Below are 21200 nucleotides of genomic sequence, written 5' to 3' on the forward strand. Positions count from 1 at the left end.
TCTCCCTCCCGGCGCGCGTTGGCGACGCCTCCTGAGATGCGCCCGTTCTCAATGAGGTGGTGGAATCAGGGTGCCCTTGTCATCGTACACGTAAAAGCCGCGGCCCGACTTGCGTCCGAGATAGCCGCCATCGACGTATTTTTTGAGCAGTGGACACGGCCGGTACTTGTCGTCGCCCAGCACCCGATGCATCACTTCCATGATCGCGAGGCACGTATCGAGCCCGATCAGATCCGCCAGCTCGAGCGGTCCCATCGGCTGATTGGTGCCGAGCTTCATCGCGGTGTCGATATCCGTCACACCGCCGACGCCTTCGTACAGCGTGTAAATCGCTTCGTTGATCATCGGCAGCAGCACGCGATTGACGATGAAGCCCGGAAAGTCCTGCGCCGTCATCGTGGTCTTGCCGAGTTGTTCCGCGAGCCGCCGCGTTTCCTGGAAGGTCGCTTCCGACGTCGCGAGCCCGCGGATGATTTCGACCAGCTTCATCGCCGGCACCGGATTCATGAAATGCATCCCGATCACGCGATCGGCGCGGCTGGTGCGCGCACCCATCCGCGTGATCGAAATCGACGACGTATTCGACGCGAAGATCGTCTCTGGCGGACATAGCTTGTCGAGCCGCTTGAACAGATCGATCTTGGCGTCCTCGTTCTCGAGCACGGCTTCGATCACGAAATCGACCTTGGCCAAATCTTCGAGATTGGTGGTCGTCTCGATCCGCCGCAGCACGCGATCGCGCTCCTCGGGCTTGAAGCGTCCGCGCTCGATCATGCGATCCAGGTTGCGCGTGATCGAATCGACGCCGCGCGCGCACATTTCCGGCGTCAGATCGTGCATCACGACCGCGATTTCCGCCTGCGCCGCCACCTGCGCGATTCCCGCGCCCATCTGACCCGCCCCAATCACGCCGATTTGCCTGACATTCATCTGAAGCTCCGATTCCCTTCGCCGCGCGCCCAACCCCTGGACGATCTGTTAGCGTCAAATATACGGAATATAATTCCTGAGCGAACTCAACAGCGCCGCCACGTCGGCTTCCTCGCCGAGATCGCGCACCAGGATTTCGTGGTACCCCCTGATTCGCCCGCGCTCCTGGCTTTCCGGCGGCTCCGCCAAAAGCGATTGAAAATCCTTGAGTATCGCCTGCGTTTCGAGTTTCTTCTTGACCGGAATCGTATCGTCATCGACCGCGATCAGCAGGCGGATATGGTCGATCATGCGATTCATCACGGCGAAGTCGCTGCGGTCTTTTTCCATCGGCAAATCCCCGCGGCGCTGGCGTCAATGACCCTCGGGCGGCTCTTCGCCCGCCTGCCACGTGCCCGCGCCGCCGCCCGCGCGCATCGCGGTCCGCACGCGCATCACATCTTCGGGCGATTGCCGCCCCGGCATCCCGAGATTGCGCATCAGGGTGTTGGTCATATTCGACGTCAGCCGATCGCGCCACGTCGGCTCCTCGCCGATTTGCGCGTCGAGGACCACATCGACCTGCCCGCGCGAGAGTCCTTCCGCGATAAAAATATCGACCAGCCCCGCGAGCCCGACCTCACCGCCCGCGCGCTCGATGATCGCCGCGGCTTTGGCGCACGGCACGCACACACGTTTCAAAAATCTCGCGCTTTTCCGGCAATACTGGCACTTCATCGCGAACGTCCGAAGCCGGGGATTCTGGCGGTGTGGCGACCCATAAAAGCATTGAAGCGGCCATGCGCCGACTGATCGACGGGCTCGCTTCCGGGTTTGACGTTACTACCCGTTATTGGAGCCCGCAAGCGCGGCAACGGATCGAGCGGGCTGCTCGCGCCGAGGGCGAAATGATCGCGCAAGAATATCCCGCGAGAATATCCCGATTGACATTTGGCGATTGCGGCACTAAATTCGTAATTGAGAATCATTCTCAGAATCGAGACCAATCGAGTACCTACAGTGACTCAGACTGTCGCCGCCTATTTCCTTTATTCGATCGGCATCCTCTTTCGCGAAGGCATGGAAGCGATCCTCGTGATCGTCGCGCTCGCCGCGGGCACGCGCGGCACCCGACGCGATCGTGCGAACAGCATTTATTTCGGCGCCGCCCTCGCTGTCATCGCGAGCATCATGCTCGCGTGGGCGGTCAATCACCTCATCAGCGACGACGCGACCGATACGCTCGAAGGCGTCTTCCAGATTCTCGCCGCGGCGACCCTCTTTTACGTAAGCTCGTGGCTCACCTCGAAGAGCCAATTCAACCGCTGGCGCAAATTTATCAGCCACAAACTTGCGAGCGCAGATCGCAGCGCCATTCCGGGCGTCGCGCTGGCGCTGACCGGATTTCTCGCCGTGATGCGCGAGGGCGCGGAGACGATCGTTTTCTTTCAGGCATTGCGCAACGGCGCGACTGAACTGGCCGAGCAACACGCGATCACCGCCGGCATGATCGCCGCCGCAATCGCTCTCGCCGGAGCCTTCGTGATCGTCAGGCGGGCCGCCGATCGCATCCCGCTCGGCATCATCTTCAAGGCCACGTCGATCCTGCTCTACGCGATGGCGGTGATTTTCGTAGGCCAGGGCGTCGCGAGCCTGCAGGAAGCCTCGGTCGTGCCGGCCACCTTCGTCGATTACGCACCGACGGTAGCGATGCTGGGCCTGTTTCCGACGGTCCAGACGCTCGCGGCACAGGCGCTCCTGATCATACTGGCGGGCGCGGCAGTCCTGCTTCCGCGCGGCGCTGCGTCACCGGAACTCAGCGAACCGCCGGCGGCGGTGAGTGGCCGCCTGACTTGAGCTGCGGAAGCGCGGCGAGCGCGGAATCGTCGTCGTCGTCACCGCCGAACAGCACGGCTTCCACGTCCGAGGTGAGCTTCTCTGAAATCACCAGCGCGCGAAATCCCATCCGGGTGCACTGATCGACCATCGTTTCGCGCGCGACCTTGCTATGGCGCGCGCGCTTCAGCACCACGCGCAAATCCTGGCTGCGATCGAGCAAATCCGACAGGCGCGCAGCGACGATCGCACTCGATGCGCCCTCAGAGGCGAGATCGAGCGCCAGGGCCTGCCGATGCTCGGCCGCCGCCAATGCGTTCAGCGCGGCTTTTATTTCGTGGCAGGCGTCTTCGGAATCGTATTCCGAAAACGTCGCGGGATCGCCCGCCCGGGCCGCCAGCGGAACGACCGCGATCGTAATGACGATCGAAATAATCAGTAGTAGTGGGAGGAATTCACCGGGGCCTCTCGGCAATCCCGCGTCCGCCGGAGACGACGATCGTGGCTCTCTATCCGCGCCCGGCGCGCAATCCGTGTCAGCGTCCGCCGAGTCCGCCGCGCTCAGGCCGCAGTTTCCTCGCCGTAGCCGATCGAGTTCAGGAACAGCTCTTTCTGGCCGGACGGCATGATGTAAATTCCGTCCCATCCGCAAACCTCTTCGCACAGCAGGCATCCGACGCAAGTCTTTTCGTTGACCTGCACCTTGCCCAGGTAAACGGTGGTATTGTCAGGCGACGGCGAGATGCAATCGAACGGACATACGTCCACGCATACGCCGCATCCATTGCAATTATCGGGATGCACCACCGCGACGGGACGCTCGGCGCGCTTCAGCACGTGAGTCATCTCGCCCAGGTTGTTCATGATCGCGTCGTCGGGACAGATCACGCCGCATGCGCCGCAATCGATGCACGAGGCGGCTTCGATGTAATAGACCTTCTTCGAGATGCCGGAAATTGCGCCGGTCGGGCATCGCTTTTCACACGCGCTGCATCCGGTGCAGTTCTCGGCGACGATGGTGAATGGCATTGATTCCTTGCGCGCAGGCGGCTTCGCCTACTTCCTCATTTCTTCGATGATGCGCTCGCGATGCCCGTGCTCGATCAGTTGATCGTTGCGGCGGCCCTGCTTCAAAGCGATGTAGGTGAAAAACATGACCAGCAACATCATCCCGATGATTGGGACGTTGTCGGGCACCGTCAGAATTTCGAGAAATTGCTGTAAGCCGGTGATATGCTCCATTTGAAACCTCGAGGTCGCGAATTTTTCGCGCTCCGATCGCGGCGCGGGCGCCGGCTCGGACTAGTGATCGATTTAACAGAGCCATTAGATGGGGTCAACTTTGCGCCGCGCGCACGAGGCGTTTCGCTTATCCAGCGCGGGCCGTATGCCGATCGTCGCTTGCAGCGCGCGGGCGCCTTTGTTCAAAGTAGCTAACCATGCCGAATCACGCCGAGACCTCGCCGATACCGGCAGCCGCGCCGCGCGGCATGTTAAGCATCGCGTGGGGCGTCGCCGCCACCCTGCTCTCGGTGATCTATACCGCAGTGTGCGGGCCGATTGCCGCGACCCTCGCGATGCTCGAGAAGTATCACGCAGTCACAGTCGTGAGCCGCATCTGGGGCCGCGCCATCATCAATACCTGCGGGATAGATGTTCAGATGGAGGGTCTCGAGAATATCGCGGGACTCAAATCCTTCATCGGCGTCGCGAACCACCAGAGCTTCTTCGATATCTTCGCGCTCGCCGCGTACCTGCCCGGAGAACCGCGCTTCGTCGCCAAGAAAGAGTTGCGCCGGATTCCAGCCGTCGGCTATGCGATGGAACACGGCGGACACGTGATTATCGATCGCGAATCGGGCGGCAAGCAGATTCGCAAGGCAGTCGCGATCATCAAGCGCGGATTCACCGTGTGCGTGTTCGCGGAGGGGCATCGCTTCAGCGACAATCGCGTGCACGAGTTCAACGACGGCGCCGCGTGGCTCGCGATCCTGACCAAGCTGCCGGTGGTGCCGATCTCGATCAGCGGATCGGGCGGGTTCTTCCCGCGCGGAGCGAAGATAGTCGTCCCGGGAGGCGCGATGCGTATCGCGATCGGCAAGCCCATTCCGACCGAAGGGATGCGCAGCGCCGATCGCACCGAATTGACCCAGCGCCTCGAACAACAGGTGCGCGCAACCTTCACCACCGATGTCTAGCATCGGCTGAGCCATCAGTTGCTCCGCTGCTTGCCGACTAAGAGAAGAGCGCGCCGACTAGGTGGAACGGGAACATTATCACGTCGCCAACTGCCCCCAACACTGAGCCAACGGGTCGGGCGGTGGTAGTAGTTACATTGTCAGTGGTGCGCTCGGCTTGCTGGGACGCACATCCTGCCGCCATAGAAAGAGCGCCGCACATCAGCAATACCGGAAGAATCTGCTTCGATTTGGACATTGAACTGCTCCATCGTTCAGTACCTGACTCAAAGGGAGCAATTGCTGTGCCCTTGGTGAATCTTTGAGCTCACCTGACTCAATCGGCGCTCTTGCGATCGAAGATAAAGAGCGGGACCTGGCTCGCAAGCTTTGGATCGATCGCGAGGACGCGACGGCCCGGCTCCTTTCGGATGTCGCCGGGCTCCATTCCCGCACTCCTTAGCCTGGATGCGACCTGCTCGACGTCTTCCGCCTCGAGCCACAATCCGATCATCCCCTCGCCCGCAGCATCGATTGCAGCTTTGACTGAATCGCCCGCCGTCAGCTTGATTTCAGCGTCGCCGACCTTGACGATCGCGGTACTTCCGTCGCCGGACTTCGTCACCGCGAACGAGAAGTTCTTCGCGTACGTCGATGCCGCGTCGGCAAGATCGGTCGTGGCAATCTCCAGCGTGTCGAGGCGCTTCAGCATGTACCCTACTCTATCGCGAAGCTGAGCCCACTTGAAGCGGCTCCCGGCTGCTTGCTCCCGCTAGCTCCAACTTCGACAATCTTTGCTCGAGCCGTTCGAGTTCGGCGGCTTGCAGTTCATTTTTGACGATCTCATCGCGCAGGTCTCGCGTCTGCTGCTGCAACTGTTCAGTCTGTCGTTCGTTCTCTTTGGTTTGCTTCTGTAGTTCGTTCAGCAGCATCGACGTGAGCATCGAGTAGCGCACCGACTCGACTTTGCCGTCGTCGTTGCGAACTATCAACTCTGGATAAACTCGCTCGACCTCCTCCGCGACCAAGCCATACTGCTTCGTCTTCTGCTCGTCGTTCTTATAGATGAATGTCACTGGCCGCAACTTCATCAGGCGGTTGGTCGAGGTTCCCATGTCAGAGATATCGTTCTTGTATCGGGCCGATGAGACTACAACTCCTAGCCGCCCGCTGCCATTGACTACGACGTCGCTCCCCGTCACGCCGCTGCCGGTGATGCCTGCTATGTAAGTCGCGGTTTGTTTGCCCGGCGTGCCGATGCGGATAGTGCCCGCGTCGGCCGCGACACCGAGATTGCCGATATCGATGTTGTTGTTGCCGGTAGTGAGATTGAATCCAGCCTGGTAGCCGAGAGCGGCGTTGTATTGGCCGGTCGTGTTCTTGTACAGGGCTTGAAGGCCGTCCGCCGTGTTGTAGTTGCCAGTGCTGTTGCTGTACAGAGCTTGCGCTCCACTCGCGGTGTTCTGGATGCCGGTGGTATTGCTGATTAGAGCCTTCGAACCGCCTGCCGTATTGTTGCGCCCGGTGGTGTTGTTTACGAGCGCGGACCACCCGGCGGCAGTATTTTCAGAGCCCGTGCTGTCGAAGTAGAGCGCATTCTCCCCGGTCGCAGTGTTGCTGGAGCCGGTCGTGTTGAAGCGCAGTGCCTGCGCGCCGGTGGCGGTATTGTAGAGGCCTGTTGTGTTCTTAGACAGGGCGCTTACACCGACCGCGGTGTTCAAGTACCCACTAGTGTTACTGCGCAGGGCAGAATCGCCGACCGCAACGTCATGAAAGCCCGTGAGGTTGCTGGAGAGGGAGTCCACGCCATTGGCGGTATTGCCGTAGCCGGTTGTATTGCTCTCGAGGGCCGAGAACCCACTCGCGGTATTGTGGTGACCCGTGGTATTGGCGAGGAGCGCGTCCGCGCCCGTAGCGGTATTGTCGTAACCTGTTCCATTATGTGAGAGAGAATACGCGCCGATAGCGCTGTTGGCGTAGCCCGTTGTGTTGCTCGATAAGGCATTCGCTCCAGCCGCGGTATTGTACAAGCCGCTAGTGTTGGAGAAGAGCGCTTTATGCCCGTCGGCGGTATTAAAGAAACCGGTCGAGTTGCTGAAGAGAGCATTCACCCCGCTAGCGGTGTTGTACCAGCCGGTGGTGTTGCTCGACAGAGCTTGCGCACCCGTCGCGGTATTTTGATAACCCGAGGTGTTGAGCTCCAAGGAGTAATATCCGGTTGCGGTATTGTAGTTGCCGTTGTTGGAAAAGAGCGCCCTGTCGCCATCGGCGGTATTATTGCTGCCAGTGGTGTTGCTATAGAGAGCGTTAACTCCTGTCGCAGTGTTGTAGCTGCCACTCGTGTTGTTCAGAAGAGCCTGCGCGCCAATCGCCGTATTCTCCCAACCCAAGTTGCTGCTGGTTAGAGTCAGGTACCCAAGCCCGGTATTGTAAGAGCCGGTGTTGCCTGTCAGCGCTCCAGTCCCGAGGCTGGTGTTGGTTTGGGCCGACGCGGTAGTCACGCTCGACAGTGCGAAGATTAGAATCGCCGTGATCGAAAGGAGAAGATTTGTTGCCGTCTTTTTCATGGACCCACCGTCGCGAAGGTTGTTGCAACCGTGCAATCGAGAGTTGCAGCCCACACTGCGACCGTACAGACGTTATGCGGGAACTCTCCTGCCGGATGATGACGCAGGGGTTCATCGCGGCGCAACCGCAAAAGAGGAAGCCCGCAGCGTTCTTTTGAGAACCAACCTTATCGGCGATTCGGAAAAGAAGACGGGGCCGGAGAAAGAAGCTCCGGCCCCGCGCACCCCGCCCGCGACAAACACCCCTTCCACGCCCTCGACGAAGCTTTCGCTTCACCTAAAGCGGAATCGTACTATCAGCCGGGGTCCACGGCGCCGATTCAGCCCTCGCGGCTAATTCGATCTAAAGCTCGGCGCGATCAGATCGCTATCAGCTTTTGGGCTTCAGCGAAAAGTTCGCGTTGGCCGCGGCGCCATCCTTTACATCGACCTTCTGATCGGCCGTGCCAAGCTTCTCCTGCCATACTTCGACCGTGTAGTTGCCCGCGGGCACATCCTTGATCGTGAAGTTGCCCTTGTCATCGGTCACCGCGTAGTACGGCGTATCGGTCGCGATCCACCATCCATGCATCCAGCCATGAGCGTCGCAAGTTACCTTGATCGCTTCGGGCTTATCGATCTTCTGGCTGATCACCTTCTTGAACTTGGGCTGCGCCATGTTGAAGGAAGGATTCGCGGTCGAATAGGTGTGGATGTTGTGCAGGATGCCGTCTGAGTTCATGATCTTGATGGTGCTGCCGGCCGGAAACGCCAGCACGTGCGGCACGTAGTCGCATCCTTTCTGATCGAAGGTCACCTCGGTCGGCTTGGCGTCGCCCTTGGCGCCCTTGACGATCACCACTGCGTTCGCGATCCCGCCGGAGCTATCGACGACCAGATCTTCCTCGACGTGCGGATGAAGCGCGCAGACTTCCTTGTCCTTGGTCACTTCGACCTTCTTGGGCGCCGGCGCCGTACCGTCGTATTTGACGGTGCCGCTTACCGTGCCGCCAGCCGCGTACACAGGGATAGCGCCAACGCTTGCGGAAAGCGCAAGGCTCCCGCATGCCGCCAGTAAAATCCCAACCTTTTTCATGTTCATTCCTCGATTCACCTCAGATGGATCAGTTTGTCAGGCAATTGGTTACCACACCAATAATTAGACGATAAAGACCTACTTCTTACTCACTTTACTCACTTTGACCGGATTGGTCGCCACCTGCCCCGGTATCGGCTGCCCCGGATGGCTCCCGAACCAGAAAATATAGTCCCGAATTGCTTTGATTTGTTCGTCCTGCTTGCCGCCCAGGATGTCGTCGGGACCGCCCGGATAGAACGACGGCATCTTGGTGCCCGGCTGGATCGACGGCGGATTCGCTATCCATGCCAGAATCCACTCAGGATTAAGCCGCTGATGAGCCAGCGCGAGGTCGGGCGCCCATCCTGACTCGGGACCTTCGGGCTTCTTGTCGCCCTGCTGATGGCAGCTAAAGCAGTTGAAGTAATCCTTCGACATCAGCTTGGCGCCCGCCTGCAGTTCGACCGGCGCGATCAGGTTCGTATTGATAAACATGTACGGCACGTCCACGTCCGACAGCCCGGTGAAATAATTCACGATCGTATCGTCTTCCGGATTCGACAGATGAAAGGTCGGCATCCGAATCTTCAGCCACGGCCTAATAGAGGTCGGACCTTGCAGGAACGTGAACAGCCATTGCGGCTGCACCTTGGCGCCTTCGCCGTTCAGAATCGGCGGCGCGAAATTGATCTGATCCTCGGTGTAGAAACGCCGCACGTAGCCGCCGCGATTCTCGACGATATGGCATCCGACGCAATTGTAGTAATTGACCGACCGGCGGCCCGCGACGATTTGGGTCTGATGCTGCGAGCCGGGCATCCGGTAGCGCTCCTGCACCGTGCCTGAGGTAAGTCCCGCCAGGAAGACGCGCAGGTTCTTGATGTCAACATCGTCGAAGTCGAAATTCGGCATCAACTGCTCGACGTCCTTGGTCGCATAGATGCGCGGTGACTGCAGCTTGTGGAACGTCCACGCATCCCAAGTCTCGGGAATCTCGGTCTCGTTGCCGAAGAACAATTCGTCGAGATGCTTCGATCCGAACGTCGTCAGTTCGACGCCGATGCGCGATTCCTTGTCCATCCCTTCGATTTCGTGGCAGCCAAAGCATCCATACTTGCGCACCAGCGCTTCGCCCTTCTTGACCTGATCGGGCGCCTTGAGCGCAGTCTCGACGCCGGGATCTTCTTTCTTCTCGCCATGCGTCATCACGAACGCAGTCAGCGCCGCAGCTTCATGATCGGTCAAGCGTAGCGAGGGCATCGCAGTATGCGGTGCGAAGTCGCGCGGATTACGCAGCCAGAAATAGACCCACGAGGCCGAAGTTTTCTCGGCGATCTTGCTGAGATCAGGGGCGAAGTCCTTGGTCGTGCGCGTTTGATCCGGCTTGAAGTTCGCCGCATCGCCGACCGGGGTGCCGTACTGGTCCGGCTCGATCGAGTGACAGCCCTTGCATCCAACTGACTCGAAGAGACCTTTGCCTTCTTCGATCAATCCCGGATTTTTCACGTCGGCAGCGAGCGTCGGCGGCGCGACGTGCGCCGCCGTCCAACCCTTCGACTGCTTCGACGAGCTATCCATCAGGTAGGCGGCGACCGCGGTCGCCTCTTCGCGCGAGAACATGAAATTCGGCATCCGCGTGTGCGGCCGGAACACGTGCGGATCGGTGATCCAGCGGACAGTCCACGACGGATCGAGCTTGGCCGACGCGAGCTTCAGGTAAGGCCCGATCTTCGGCATGTCCTCGTAGCCCGCGACCAGATGGCATCCCGCGCATCCCATCTGCTGGAACATCCGCTCGCCTTCGACCCAGTTGATCGCGATTGGCTTGCCGTCCGCGTCGTGCAGCGAGCCGACATCGAGGTGGCACTTGATACACCGCGACTCCATCTTGTCGCCCTTCAGCATCGGCGAATCCCAATCGTGATCTTCGCCGTGCGCGAGGCGCACCGAACTCACCGCCGGGCCCTGGCCATCGTGACAAGGTGTGCATCCGAGCTTGTCGGGCGGATGCTTCAGCATGATCTGATCGAAGTTAGTATGCGTGCGAAATGGCTGCGGCGCAGTCTCGAAGCCTTTCTTGTCGATGCCCATGTGACAGCTTTGGCATCGATCTACTCGCGCGATTGCCTGGTCGAACGCGTTGCGATCGAAATCGTCGATCGACGTCTGCTGAATTTTCGGAATTTTCGGATAGCGGAACAGCACAACCCCGCGCACGGCGATCGGGATCATGTAGGTGTCGGCCTTCTCGATAAAGTCGTCGCGCTTGGCCGTCAGCTTTTTCATCTGTTCGGTCAGCGTTTCGGTCTTCGAGTTGATTGCCTCGATCTCATCCTTGACCGCTTGCACGTCGGCCTTGGCCTTGTCGGAGACGAGATTCTCCTTGGCGAGGTCCGCGTTCAGCCGATCGATCTCCTGCTTGTATGGAGTCGCATCCTCTTTCGCCTGCAGCGCGTGGTTGTAATCGTACCATCGCTCGGTGAGGAACGACTTGGTGAAGCGAACCGCCTGATCCTTGTCGTCGGCGACAACATTAAGATCGCGGAGCTTCGCGTGCAGATCGTCGAGCTTGGCGGCGGTGGCGCCCGAGTGCAATTCCTTTTGCGCCTCGGCCAACTCCTTGGACGCTTTCTGATATTCGGGATCCGCGTTGAGGCGCTTCTGCTCGTCGTCCGCATCCTTCATGTACTTGTCGTACGCGAGGCGGTCCCACTTGACCTGGTATTCCTTCCACGGACGACGCGAGATGTTGTCGTCCCAGATCGACCAGACCGCGGTCACCAGCAACAGCGCGACCATCAGCACGAACAGCGCGCTGTATGATTTTCCTTCCTCGGTGGGATCAAGCCCCGGTCTGCCCGCCATCTGCTCTACCTGTCCTCAACTCCGCCCGCGGAGCCTGTAGCCCCGCCGATATGATTCCTTTGGATGCGGCTAGCCGCGCGATCCCCAATAGCCTTCGATAATGTAGCCGACCAGAAAAACCAGGATGCCGATGCCGGTGAACTTGTACTCGTTGGCCATCCCCTGCGGCTGCGTGACTCCGATGTAGAGCGCGAAGCCAACGTCGGCGAGCCCCAGCGCCTGCAGGATTTTTGCAAAGATAAACACCAGGATGCGGCCACGTCAGATGTTAATCCAGGGCGTAACCAGGATGTACTTGATGTTGAGCGCGTGGCGCAGCGCCATCTTGATGAACACGCCGACCATCGCGATCAGCAGAAAGCCGGTGATACCGAAGCGCACCGGTCCCCACTTCTGCAATATCTCGGGACCGCCGCCCGGAAACGCCGACCGCGGATCGCCGGCCGGCCTAGCTCGTATCCAGTAGTAGAGCGCGATGTACGACAGCACGAAGTAGCCGCCGATCATCGCGAGCCCGAAGATCGCCGCCGCCATGTAATCGCGGATTCCGACCATGTACGGCAAATCGACGTTGGTCAGCGCCTCGACCAGATGCGGATCCCAGACCTGCCCCGGCCAGAACCAGTTCCATCCCGGGCCGCGGAAAAACGTGCCGATGATGATGAACGACACCCACAGGATGTGGAATCCCATGAAGAACGTCATGATCTCGAACCATCGCTCGCGCAGCGTGTAGTAGCCGTTCCCTTTCGGATTGATGTCGAGATACGGAATCAGCATCAGGCCGACGATAATGAAGCTCGGCAACACCACGCCCGCGTACCACGGGTCGAAGAACACCAGCATCTCCTGCAGTCCGAGGAAGTACCACGGCGCCTTCGACGGATTGGGCGTGCGCGTCGGATTGGAGGGCTGCTCGAGCGGCGCATTGAGCATCAATGACCAGATCGTGAGCACGATGACGATCAGGATCGACATCATGAATTCGCTGCGCACGAGGAACGGCCAGGTGTGCAGCTTTTCTTCGATGCCGCCGCCCGCCTTCTTGATCGGCACCTCGCTGCGCTTCGATGGACCGACCGCTGGTGTTGGAGCTCGCGCCGCGCCGCCCGCAGGGGCGCCCGCCGCGCGCATCACGATACCGCTTCCGTTACCGTCCTGGCTCGCCATGATTAATCTCTTGCAGTCACCATCAAGGCATTCGAGTCCGCGAGAATTTCCACCGAAGTCAGATGCTCAATCATAGCTTAACTCTAGCGGGGCGCGGCATCTTCATCGTCGGTCCACGGCGGCGGCGCCGCGAGGACGTACATCAGATAGAGCAGCACAATCATTCCGATCGGCACCGATAAAACGCGCACAATTCCCTGATGCAGGAACCATGAAAACACATCACCCATCTAAATCGTCACCCAATCCTAGAGCGGTCCCGACATGCCGTCGCGGCGGATACGCCAGAAATGCACCGCCATGAAAAGGCTTGCCAGCAACGGAAAGAAGATGCAGTGCAGGATGTAGAATCGGAGCAGCGTATGCGGTCCGATTTCCGCGCCGCCGAAAATAAACGCGCGCGCATCGTAAACCGGGTTCACACCCAGCACCTCATGGAATGGACCGCCGTGCCCGAGCAGCGGCGTCGCGCGGGCCATGTTCGAGCCGACCGTCACCGCCCAAATCGAGAGTTGGTCCCACGGCAGCAGGTATCCCGTGAACGACAGCAAGAGCGTCAGCACCAGCAGGATCACGCCGATCACCCAGTTGAATTCGCGCGGCGGTTTATACGAACCGGTCATGAAGACGCGGAACATATGCAGCCAGACCGCGATCACCATCCCGTGCGCGGCCCAGCGATGCATATTGCGCATCAGCATCCCGAACGGCATGTCGAACTCGAGATACTTCATGTCGGCGTAAGCGTATTCCGCCGTTGGCCGATAGTAGAACATCAGGTAGATGCCGGTGATCACGGTGACCAGGAACAGCAGGAACGTGATGCCGCCCATGCACCACGTAAACCGCAATCGCACCGTATGCTTCTGCACTTTCGACGGATGCAGATGTAGCCATACGTTGCCCGACACCATCAGGATGCGGTTGCGGGGCGTATCCTCGTAACCGTGCCTGAAAATCGATTGCCAGGCGTCCGAGTCGGTTATCTGACGTTTGATTTCGTTCCAGTCCAACTTAGCCATCCGCTACCAAGCTCCCGCGCCACCTCGATCCGGCGCGTACTCATCTGATTATCTGCAAAATCCTGAGCGGTTCAATACGATGACGCACGCGTCCGGATCAAATTTCGGCGTAAGGCTACCTAATTGTGCCCGACCTCTGCAACAAAAAAGTCTGATTGATCGCGCGCGAAAAAATTCTCATTAGAAAGGAGCAGTATCATATCCAGAATAACTACTGCCCAGCCTTGGCTTTGCCACTCCCGGCGCGGCTGAAAAACGAAACCGCCAGGCCATAAACGACCATTATCGCCGCCATTCCCATCACGCCGAGACCCGGCCCGATAAGTATTCCGGTCGCGCACAAAACCAGCCCGATTACGAACAGCGGTATCGCAAACGCGATCGGATTGAACGGATCGTTCTTCGCGGTGCGCTCGGCGCTGGTCCGCACCAGGTCGGCCTGATCGGCGTCCTCGTTGCTCTCCTTCAGCAGGCTCACCGCGTAATCGGTGAGTTCCTGCCGATTCGGCATCTCGCGCAGCCGGTCGGCCAGTTCCTTGGCGAGTTGCTCGACGCGTTCGTCGTTCGCGTCGGACTCGGCCGCGCGTTCGGCGTCGGTTTTGATGGAATCAGCCATGATGGATGGAATCAGCCATGATCGATTGGATCCGTTTTCGATGCGCGCTAAGACCTATCGAACATCCGAAACGAGTGCAACGCACCCCCCAAAGCAGCGTGATACAGTCGGTGCGATGGCAGCGTACTTCAGGGTGAGGTTGGCGTTTGCGATCTCGGTGGCGTCAGCCATTTTTTGCGCGATACAACCTGCGACCGCGATGGACTACGACACCCTGCACTGCTCGCCCAAAGTTTTGTATCGTGGCGACACTTTGACGGTGGACCTTCCAGAGCCGCACGGCGGCTTAGATTTCGCCATCATGAACTATCAAACAGACACGTTCATGATTTCATTTGAACCTAATGCGGGAGGCAAATATCCCGACACGATTGCCCCCGTAATCCCGGACCCCGAATTTGCCGGAATGAAGCAGATCAAGCTTCCTACCAGTTCTGCGCGCGGCTCCTTGTCCGATTCATGGGGATGGAACGGCCCCCATGCCTTGAAGCCGCCGCAGCTCATCTTCACGAAATCAGGTTCGTACGAAGTCGTGATGGGTACGCCTCGTGGGCCCGAATTCGCGGACTTCGATGCTTGCTGGGTGACGTACTTCGATCGTCCGAAGCCCAAAGACAGCGTCGAGAATTCCACCAAGTAGTGAAGGAATCAGGCGGGGGAACACGGCTACGAATTCTTGCGCGCGATGATCACGGTGTGCACCGAGAACGGGCTCACCTTACCGTTGCGCTCGAGCGTGATCGGATGACCCTTCAGCACGTCCTGCTTGCGCAGCCGCGTTGACCATCCGAGCAGCTTGGTGATCGGGTTAACCAGCGTGTTGGCCAGCGCCACGATCGGATTCGCGCTCTGGAAATGCGTCGTCATCGCGATCCGCCCGCCGGGCTTACACACGCGCACCATCTCGGAGATCATCCTGTACGGATCCGGCACCACCGTGAGCACATGGAACGACGTGACGAAATCGAAGCTGTTGTCGGGAAAATCCAGATTGAGCGCATCGCCGATCTTAAGCTCGACGTGGCCCATATTATTTTCCTTCACCTTCTCGGCGGCGTGCTTCAGCATCGAGGCCGACGGATCGATCGCGACGATATGCGCATACGGCGGGTAGGCGTCGAGCGCGATTCCAGTGCCGACTCCAACCTCGAGCACGCGGTTGCCCGGCCTGAGATTCAGGCTTTCGATAACTTCATGCTCGCGATCGACGAACACGCGCCCGAAGAAAAAATCGTAGAAGCGGGCCAGATCGGAATAGACGCGGCTCTGATGCGGTTCAGCCATAGTTCACTCCTTCGGTAAGCGACGCAGGAGGGCTTGGGTTATCGATGTCGAGGTTAGTGGGCTGCGCCATCCGACCAAAATCGATGCGCGCTCAGGCCGCCGCGTTGATACCGCGCAGTTGCCGCTTGACCAAGGTGATGTCGCGTTTGCGGAATCGCCACTGCCGCCCTTTCTTGAAGGCCGGAATAATATTGCGGCGGGCAAATTCGTTCACGGTGTCCGGGCTGAGGTCGAGCAGGAACGCGACCTCGCGCGAGTTGAGCAGTATGTCGTCTTTATCGGCCATCGTAAGTCCAACAAGACGCCTCACTTCGGGAGATTGTCGGGACGCGAGTTTCTAATATGCGCCCACTGTGAATGTCAAGGAGACGGTCTTCGCCAACACGCAATTTTGCTCCGGCAAGGCTCTGCAGGGCAAGCGGGTGGCCGAATTTCCCGAAATCAAGGATGTTTGGCCTTAGAAAACGCACCGTTCGGCGGAATTTTCCTTACTAAACGCTGATCGCATTCAATCTTCGTATTGAAATCAGGTAATCGTACCACGCCCGCGTCACGACGATACATGAAAAAAGCCCGGTCAGCACTCCCACGCACAAAGTGACGGCAAAGCCCTTCACCGGACCAGTGCCGAAATTGAACAGGATCAGCCCCGCGGCGAAGGTCGAGATATTCGAATCGCGAATCGCCGACCACGCGCGTTGATAGCCGAGCTTGACCGCCTCGCGCGGCGACTTACCGGAGCGCAGCTCCTCGCGCATCCGTTCGTTCACCAGCACGTTAGCGTCCACCGACATCCCGAGCGTCAGCACGATTCCCGCGATTCCAGGCAGCGTCAACGTCGCGCCCATCGCCGCCATCACACAGATCAGGAGCAGGATGTTAAGTGAGAGTCCGAAGTCGGCGAGCAAGCCCGCGCCGTCGTAGTAAACCGCCATGAAGATCAGCACGGCGCCCGCGCCGATCACGAACGACATGATACCTGCGCGAATCGAATCGCGCCCCAGCGACGGCCCAACGGTGCGCTCCTCCTCGATTTCCACCGGCGCCGGCAACGCGCCCGACTTGAGCACGATCGCGAGGTCGTGCGCCTCGTTGATCGAGAAGCGGCCGTTAATCTGCACGTGGCCGCCGGGAATCCGCTCCTTGATCACGGGCGCGGAGTACACGGTCTTGTCGAGGATGATCGCGAGCTTGCGGCCGACGTTCTCGGCCGTCATCGCGTCGAAAATCTGTGCCCCGCGCGCGTCGAGTTCGACGCCGACGTAGGGTCCTTCGAGCCGTCCGCCCGGGCGCACGCGCGCATCGGTGACGACGTCGCCCTGCATCAGCAACGGCGCTTCGACCAGGTACGGAGTTCTGCCGCCGCGCTCGGCTGAGCCGTAAAGCAGGTCGTCGCCGGGCGGCGGACCATCTTTGACCGCATCCTCGACGTTGTGTGAATCGTCCACCAGCTTGAACTCGAGCACCGCGGTCTTGCCGATCAGTTCCTTCGCGCGTTCCGGATCCTGGATACCCGGAAGCTGGACCAGGATTTCATTGTCACCCTCGCGCGCCACCGTCGTTTCACGCACGCCAAGCTGATCGATTCGATTGCGGATCGTCTCGAGCGCCTGATCCATCGCGTTGGTGCGGATCAGAGCGGCCTCGCTTGGCTTGAAATCGAGCGAATAGGTCGGCCCCGACGCGTCCGTCACGCTCGATACGACCAGGTCCGAGAACGACTTCTGCGCCAGATCGAGAAACGGCGTGCGCTCGTCGCTGGTCTTGAGCTTAACGATCATGCGGCCGCTGTCATCGACGCCGACCGAATCGACGTCGAGCTTGTTGGCTTTGAGCTCGCGCTTGAGATCGTCGCCGCGCCGCCGCAGTTGAGTTTTCACCGCCTCGTCGAGCTTGACGCTCATCAGCAGATGCGTCCCGCCTTGCAAGTCGAGACCGAGCTGAATCTTCGCCGTCCCAAGCGTGGCCTTGTACCAATCCGGCAAATCGACGTTGAGACTCGGCAACAGGATCACCAACGCTGACACGACCAATGCCGCCGCGACATAAATCCGCGTAAGCCCGCTGCCGCCGGTGAAATGGAGATAGAGAAACACGGCGATCAAGGCGGCCATGATCAGCACCGGGCCGATATTTTCCGATTGACTATCCAACTGGGACTCCGATTAATGGAACGCAGCGCGTCCCGATCATTTATTCTTTCTTGCCGCCGCCCTTGCCATAGGTGGATACATTCGCGATTTGCGCTCGCTCGACTCGAATCCGCACGTTGGGCGCGACTTCCAGCGTCACCACCGTGTCGCCCAGTTCGACGATTCGCCCGATCACGCCGCCGGTGGTGACGACTTCGTCGTTGCGCTTGAGATCCTTCAGCATCTTCGAGTGTTCCTGCGCCTTCTTGGTCTGCGGGCGAATCAGCAGGAAATAGAAGATGCCGAACAGCAGCGCCAGCGGCACCACGGTGGTGTAAATTACCTGCTCGCCGCCCGCCCCCGCGCCCGCTGCAGCTTGCGCATACGCAGTTCCTTCAAAAAGCATCGATCAACATCCTAATCGCACCATCCTAATCGCGACATCGCAATCGTGCGGCGATGAACGATCTTTTTCAACATCGAACTCGATCGCTATGCGCCTTCGGCCGCTTCCTTCACCGGCCAGCCCGCCGCGACATCCTTCGCGTATGCCGCAAACGTCCGCGACGCGATAGCAGCTTGCGCCCCGCGCATCAAGTTCGCATAGAAGTGCAGATTATGCTCCGTCAGCGCGCGCGCCGCGAGTATCTCGCCCGACATAAATAGATGGCGCAGATACGCGCGCGAATGAGTCCGGCATGGACGGCAATCGCAGGCCGGATCCAGCGGTCGGCCGTCGCGCGCATGCACAGCTTGCTTGATCGAGATGCGGCCCTCGCTGGTGAACGCCGAGCCGTTGCGCGCGTTGCGCGTCGGCAACACGCAATCGAACATGTCGAAGCCCATCGCGATCGCCGCGAGCAAATCCGCCGGCGTACCGACGCCCATCAGGTAGCGCGGCTTGTCGGCGGGCAGCATCGAGACCGATAGCGCCGCCATCTCGAGCATCGCCGGCTTCGGCTCACCGACCGAGAGCCCGCCCACCGCATAGCCGTCGAACGCGATCGACGTGATCTGCGCCGCACTCATCTTGCGTAAATCTGGATACACGCTCCCTTGCACGATTCCGAACAGCGCCTGCGTCGTGCTGATCCGCGCGGCGTGACTACGCTCGGCCCATCGCGCCGTCAAATCGAGCGACTTGAGCGCGCGGCCGTGCTCACAGGGATACGGCGTGCATTCGTCGAGCGCCATCATGATGTCCGCGCCGAGATGCTGCTGAATCTCGACCGCGCTCTCCGGCGTGAGCATCAGCAGCGATCCGTCGAGATGAGACCTGAATCGAATCCCATCGTCGGTGATCGAATTGATTTGCGCGAGGCTCATCGCCTGGAAGCCGCCCGAGTCCGTCAGCACCGCGCCGCGATATCCCATGAAGCTCGCGACGCCGCCCATCTCGCGCACCAACTCCGCACCCGGCCGGATCGCGAGATGATACGCGTTGGCGAGCACCATTCGGTAACCCATATCCCAGAGTTCATCCGGCGCCATCGCCTTGACCGCGGCGCGAGTGCCGACCGGCATGAACGCCGGCGTCGCTACCTCGCCGTGACCGGTGACGAGGCGTCCCGCGCGCGCACCATCATCCCGGGCAATCACGCTGAATTCGATTGGCGACTGCATCACAGGATCAGCATCGCGTCGCCGTAACTGAGAAAGCGATAACGATGACGAATCGCTTCGCGATACGCGTTGAGGATCGCGTCGCGGCCCGCGAGCGCCATCACCAGCGCCAGCACGGTCGTGCGCGGCATGTGAAAGTTGGTGATCATCGCGTCCACCAGCTTGAAGCGAAAGCCCGGATGAATAAAGAGACCGGTGAAGCCATCCGCCTCGCCGGTGATCGCCCACGATTCGAGCGCGCGGGTCGCACTGGTGCCGACCGCGATGATCCGGCCGCCAACGCGGCGCGTGTGCTCGATCGCAGTCTGCGTCGCCGGCGGAATCGTGAACCACTCCGCTTCCATCGTATGACTTTCGATTTCGGGCGCGCGCACCGGCGCGAAAGTGCCGGGCCCGATATGCAGCGTCACCGTCGCCGTGCGAATACCCGCCTCGGCGAGCGCTTTGAATACGTCGTCGGTGAAGTGCAGGCCCGCCGTGGGCGCCGCAATCGAGCCAGGCTTCATCGCGTAAACGGTCTGATAGTCCACGAGATCCGACGCGCCGACCGTGCGATGAATGTAATGCGGCAGCGCGAGGACGCCATCGAGTTCAAGGAGTTGCTCGATCGCGATACCGTCGTCGCTGACGACGATCGGACGCCCGGGCCGCGCGTAGCCGACGATCCGGAGCGCGTGTCCATCGGCGAGAATCAGGCGCGTGTTTTCCCTGAGCACGCGATGAGTCCGGACAAGAGCAATCCATGCGCCCGCGGGCCCTTCGCGCGGCGCGTCGATCGGCCGGACCAGCAGCATCTCGACGCGTCCGCCCGATTCCTTCTTCGCAAAGAGGCGCGCGGGCAGCACCCGCGTGTCATTGAGGACGATCAAGTCGCCGGTGCGCAGATGACGCGCGAGTTTGTAAAAGCGCGAATGCTCGATCGATTTGGTCTTGCGATCGAGCACCAGCATCCGCGCCTGGTCGCGGCGTTCCAGCGGTTCTTGGGCGATCAATTCGGCGGGCAAATCGTAGTCTAGTTCGGACAGTCGCATGTCTGGCAGGCGCGGTTGCTGGGTGCGGGATCGAACCTATCATCGCAGCGGGCCGCGCGCATCACACCGCGTTGAATCCCGCGCCGCTGAACAGCACGCGATGCTCCCCGAGTCGCGATCGCATCGCCGCGAGCAGTTCGCGCTCGGCGCCGCGCCGGAACCATCCTTCGTAGCCGCGCCGCGCGTACAGTTCGCCGATTCCGAGCGCCGTCGATCGCGCCCCGCGAGCGCCGTCGCCGTCGAAGTACGTATCGACGATCACGCGATCGGCCGCGTCGTCGATCAGGCAGGCGAAACGCTCCGGATGATTCGGCATCATCGGCGCGATTGCGATTTGCGTGAACACGCCGTGCTTGCGGAACATCCGCGCCGTCTTAAGCCGCCGCTCGACCGATGGCGACGTGGGCGAGATCGCGCGGCGCACATTGTCGTCGTCGGTTTCGATCGTGATCGAAACGATCGCGCGATTGCCGAGCGCTGTGATCAGATCGAGGTCGCGCTCGATTATTGGACTCCGCGTCTGAATCAACAGCCGGCGCATCGGATGGCGGACAAAAGCCTCCAGCGCGGCGCGCGTGAGCTTGAGGCTCCGCTCGATTCCCTGGTACGGGTCGGTCGCGCTCGACATGAAGATGGTCGTCCCGGCGAGGCGGCCCGAATGCTCGAGCGCGGCGAGTTCGCGCTCGAGGCGCTCGGCAAGGTTCGACTTTGCGATTACCCAACTGCCCCACGGCGATTTTTCACCGTGTGCGACCGGGAGCATCCTCACGTAGCAGAACGGGCATCCGCCGGCGTCGCCGAATGCGCATCCGGCGTATGGATTGAGCGAGAATGCGAACCCGCGGAGAAATCCGCCGGTCCGAGTCAGCGCGCGCGTGGTTTCCTTGAGCTGATAGCGCTTCGACGACACT

Annotated in this window: 25 protein-coding genes; 3 read left to right on the top strand and 22 right to left on the bottom strand. The window is 60.3% G+C overall.

Annotation, left to right across the window (positions count from 1 at the left end; all coding sequences use genetic code 11):
- Positions 1-48: 48 nt before the first annotated feature.
- From Q7S58_RS10695 to Q7S58_RS10705, 3 genes are read right to left on the bottom strand one after another with little or no spacing between them, the layout of a single operon-like run.
- Complete coding sequence (locus Q7S58_RS10695; RefSeq protein ID WP_304824817.1) at positions 49-930, bottom strand: 3-hydroxybutyryl-CoA dehydrogenase; 882 nt, start codon at positions 928-930, stop codon at positions 49-51.
- Positions 931-984: 54 nt separating this feature from the next.
- Positions 985-1260, bottom strand: a complete 276-nt coding sequence (locus tag Q7S58_RS10700; protein ID WP_304824820.1) for a hypothetical protein — start codon at positions 1258-1260, stop codon at positions 985-987.
- Positions 1261-1284: 24 nt separating this feature from the next.
- A complete protein-coding gene (locus Q7S58_RS10705; RefSeq protein WP_304824822.1) occupies positions 1285-1611 on the bottom strand; it encodes a hypothetical protein in 327 nt (108 codons plus the stop codon).
- Positions 1612-1929: 318 nt separating this feature from the next.
- Between Q7S58_RS10705 and Q7S58_RS10710 the strand changes: the two genes are divergently transcribed.
- Positions 1930-2766 carry an FTR1 family protein gene (locus Q7S58_RS10710; protein ID WP_304824825.1) on the top strand — a complete coding sequence of 279 codons (837 nt, stop codon included), beginning with the start codon at positions 1930-1932 and terminating at the stop codon, positions 2764-2766.
- On the opposite strand, the gene Q7S58_RS10715 is transcribed toward Q7S58_RS10710, so the two are convergent.
- From Q7S58_RS10715 to Q7S58_RS10725, 3 genes are all read right to left on the bottom strand, one after another.
- Positions 2726-3220: a hypothetical protein gene (locus Q7S58_RS10715; protein WP_304824828.1), complete on the bottom strand. Its 495-nt coding sequence runs from the start codon at positions 3218-3220 to the stop codon at positions 2726-2728. The two genes, Q7S58_RS10710 and Q7S58_RS10715, sit on opposite strands and share 41 nt — an antisense overlap.
- An 86-nt stretch (positions 3221-3306) precedes the next feature.
- Positions 3307-3774, bottom strand: coding sequence for a 4Fe-4S binding protein (locus tag Q7S58_RS10720; RefSeq protein ID WP_304824831.1), 468 nt, complete (start codon positions 3772-3774; stop codon positions 3307-3309).
- Positions 3775-3801: 27 nt separating this feature from the next.
- The gene (locus tag Q7S58_RS10725) at positions 3802-3987 is read right to left on the bottom strand and encodes a hypothetical protein (RefSeq protein ID WP_304824834.1); all 186 of its coding nucleotides are present in this window, start codon (positions 3985-3987) and stop codon (positions 3802-3804) included.
- 197 nt (positions 3988-4184) lie between these two features.
- Here Q7S58_RS10725 and Q7S58_RS10730 point away from each other — a divergent pair, with 197 nt between their 5' ends.
- Complete coding sequence (locus tag Q7S58_RS10730) at positions 4185-4943, top strand: 1-acyl-sn-glycerol-3-phosphate acyltransferase (RefSeq protein WP_304824837.1); 759 nt, start codon at positions 4185-4187, stop codon at positions 4941-4943.
- Between the two features lie 316 nt (positions 4944-5259).
- Here Q7S58_RS10730 and Q7S58_RS10735 read toward each other — a convergent pair whose 3' ends face one another.
- From Q7S58_RS10735 to Q7S58_RS10775, 9 genes are all read right to left on the bottom strand, one after another.
- Complete coding sequence (locus tag Q7S58_RS10735) at positions 5260-5634, bottom strand: VOC family protein (protein ID WP_304824840.1); 375 nt, start codon at positions 5632-5634, stop codon at positions 5260-5262.
- A gap of 10 nt (positions 5635-5644) precedes the next feature.
- Positions 5645-7489 (bottom strand): tail fiber domain-containing protein, encoded by a 1845-nt coding sequence (locus Q7S58_RS10740; protein ID WP_304824843.1) that lies wholly within the window; start codon positions 7487-7489, stop codon positions 5645-5647.
- Positions 7490-7859: 370 nt separating this feature from the next.
- Positions 7860-8564: a carboxypeptidase regulatory-like domain-containing protein gene (locus Q7S58_RS10745; RefSeq protein WP_304824846.1), complete on the bottom strand. Its 705-nt coding sequence runs from the start codon at positions 8562-8564 to the stop codon at positions 7860-7862.
- 78 nt (positions 8565-8642) lie between these two features.
- Positions 8643-11411: a c-type cytochrome gene (locus tag Q7S58_RS10750; RefSeq protein ID WP_304824850.1), complete on the bottom strand. Its 2769-nt coding sequence runs from the start codon at positions 11409-11411 to the stop codon at positions 8643-8645.
- A 69-nt stretch (positions 11412-11480) separates the two neighbouring features.
- Positions 11481-11657 (bottom strand): hypothetical protein, encoded by a 177-nt coding sequence (locus Q7S58_RS10755; protein ID WP_304824853.1) that lies wholly within the window; start codon positions 11655-11657, stop codon positions 11481-11483.
- A 15-nt stretch (positions 11658-11672) separates the two neighbouring features.
- On the bottom strand, positions 11673-12581 hold the full coding sequence (locus tag Q7S58_RS10760; protein WP_304824856.1) for a hypothetical protein: 909 nt from the start codon (positions 12579-12581) through the stop codon (positions 11673-11675).
- An 83-nt stretch (positions 12582-12664) separates the two neighbouring features.
- A complete protein-coding gene (locus Q7S58_RS10765) occupies positions 12665-12811 on the bottom strand; it encodes a hypothetical protein (RefSeq protein WP_304824859.1) in 147 nt (48 codons plus the stop codon).
- An 18-nt stretch (positions 12812-12829) separates the two neighbouring features.
- Positions 12830-13603, bottom strand: coding sequence for a cytochrome b N-terminal domain-containing protein (locus Q7S58_RS10770; protein ID WP_304824862.1), 774 nt, complete (start codon positions 13601-13603; stop codon positions 12830-12832).
- 211 nt (positions 13604-13814) lie between these two features.
- Complete coding sequence (locus Q7S58_RS10775; RefSeq protein WP_304824864.1) at positions 13815-14219, bottom strand: hypothetical protein; 405 nt, start codon at positions 14217-14219, stop codon at positions 13815-13817.
- Here Q7S58_RS10775 and Q7S58_RS10780 point away from each other — a divergent pair.
- Entirely contained in the window at positions 14218-14859 is a 642-nt protein-coding gene (locus Q7S58_RS10780; protein WP_304824867.1) for a hypothetical protein, read from the top strand. The genes Q7S58_RS10775 and Q7S58_RS10780 overlap by 2 nt on opposite strands.
- 26 nt (positions 14860-14885) lie before the next feature.
- On the opposite strand, the gene Q7S58_RS10785 is transcribed toward Q7S58_RS10780, so the two are convergent.
- The 7 genes from Q7S58_RS10785 to Q7S58_RS10815 form a co-directional block, all read right to left on the bottom strand.
- Entirely contained in the window at positions 14886-15503 is a 618-nt protein-coding gene (locus Q7S58_RS10785) for a class I SAM-dependent methyltransferase (protein WP_304824869.1), read from the bottom strand.
- Positions 15504-15594: 91 nt separating this feature from the next.
- Positions 15595-15789 carry a helix-turn-helix domain-containing protein gene (locus Q7S58_RS10790; RefSeq protein ID WP_304824872.1) on the bottom strand — a complete coding sequence of 65 codons (195 nt, stop codon included), beginning with the start codon at positions 15787-15789 and terminating at the stop codon, positions 15595-15597.
- A 205-nt stretch (positions 15790-15994) separates the two neighbouring features.
- A complete protein-coding gene (secD, locus tag Q7S58_RS10795) occupies positions 15995-17656 on the bottom strand; it encodes a protein translocase subunit SecD (protein ID WP_304824876.1) in 1662 nt (553 codons plus the stop codon).
- Positions 17657-17696: 40 nt separating this feature from the next.
- Positions 17697-18041, bottom strand: coding sequence for a preprotein translocase subunit YajC (gene yajC / locus Q7S58_RS10800; protein ID WP_304824879.1), 345 nt, complete (start codon positions 18039-18041; stop codon positions 17697-17699).
- A gap of 86 nt (positions 18042-18127) precedes the next feature.
- Positions 18128-19258, bottom strand: coding sequence for a tRNA guanosine(34) transglycosylase Tgt (gene tgt, locus Q7S58_RS10805; protein ID WP_304824882.1), 1131 nt, complete (start codon positions 19256-19258; stop codon positions 18128-18130).
- A complete protein-coding gene (gene queA / locus Q7S58_RS10810) occupies positions 19258-20289 on the bottom strand; it encodes a tRNA preQ1(34) S-adenosylmethionine ribosyltransferase-isomerase QueA (RefSeq protein ID WP_304824885.1) in 1032 nt (343 codons plus the stop codon). Before queA ends, tgt begins: the two co-directional genes overlap by 1 nt.
- Positions 20290-20350: 61 nt before the next feature.
- Positions 20351-21199 carry a radical SAM protein gene (locus tag Q7S58_RS10815; RefSeq protein WP_304824888.1) on the bottom strand — a complete coding sequence of 283 codons (849 nt, stop codon included), beginning with the start codon at positions 21197-21199 and terminating at the stop codon, positions 20351-20353.
- Between the last annotated feature and the right edge of the window lies 1 nt (position 21200).

It is taken from the genome of Candidatus Binatus sp. (assembly GCF_030646925.1).
Taxonomy (GTDB): Bacteria; Desulfobacterota; Binatia; order Binatales; family Binataceae; genus Binatus.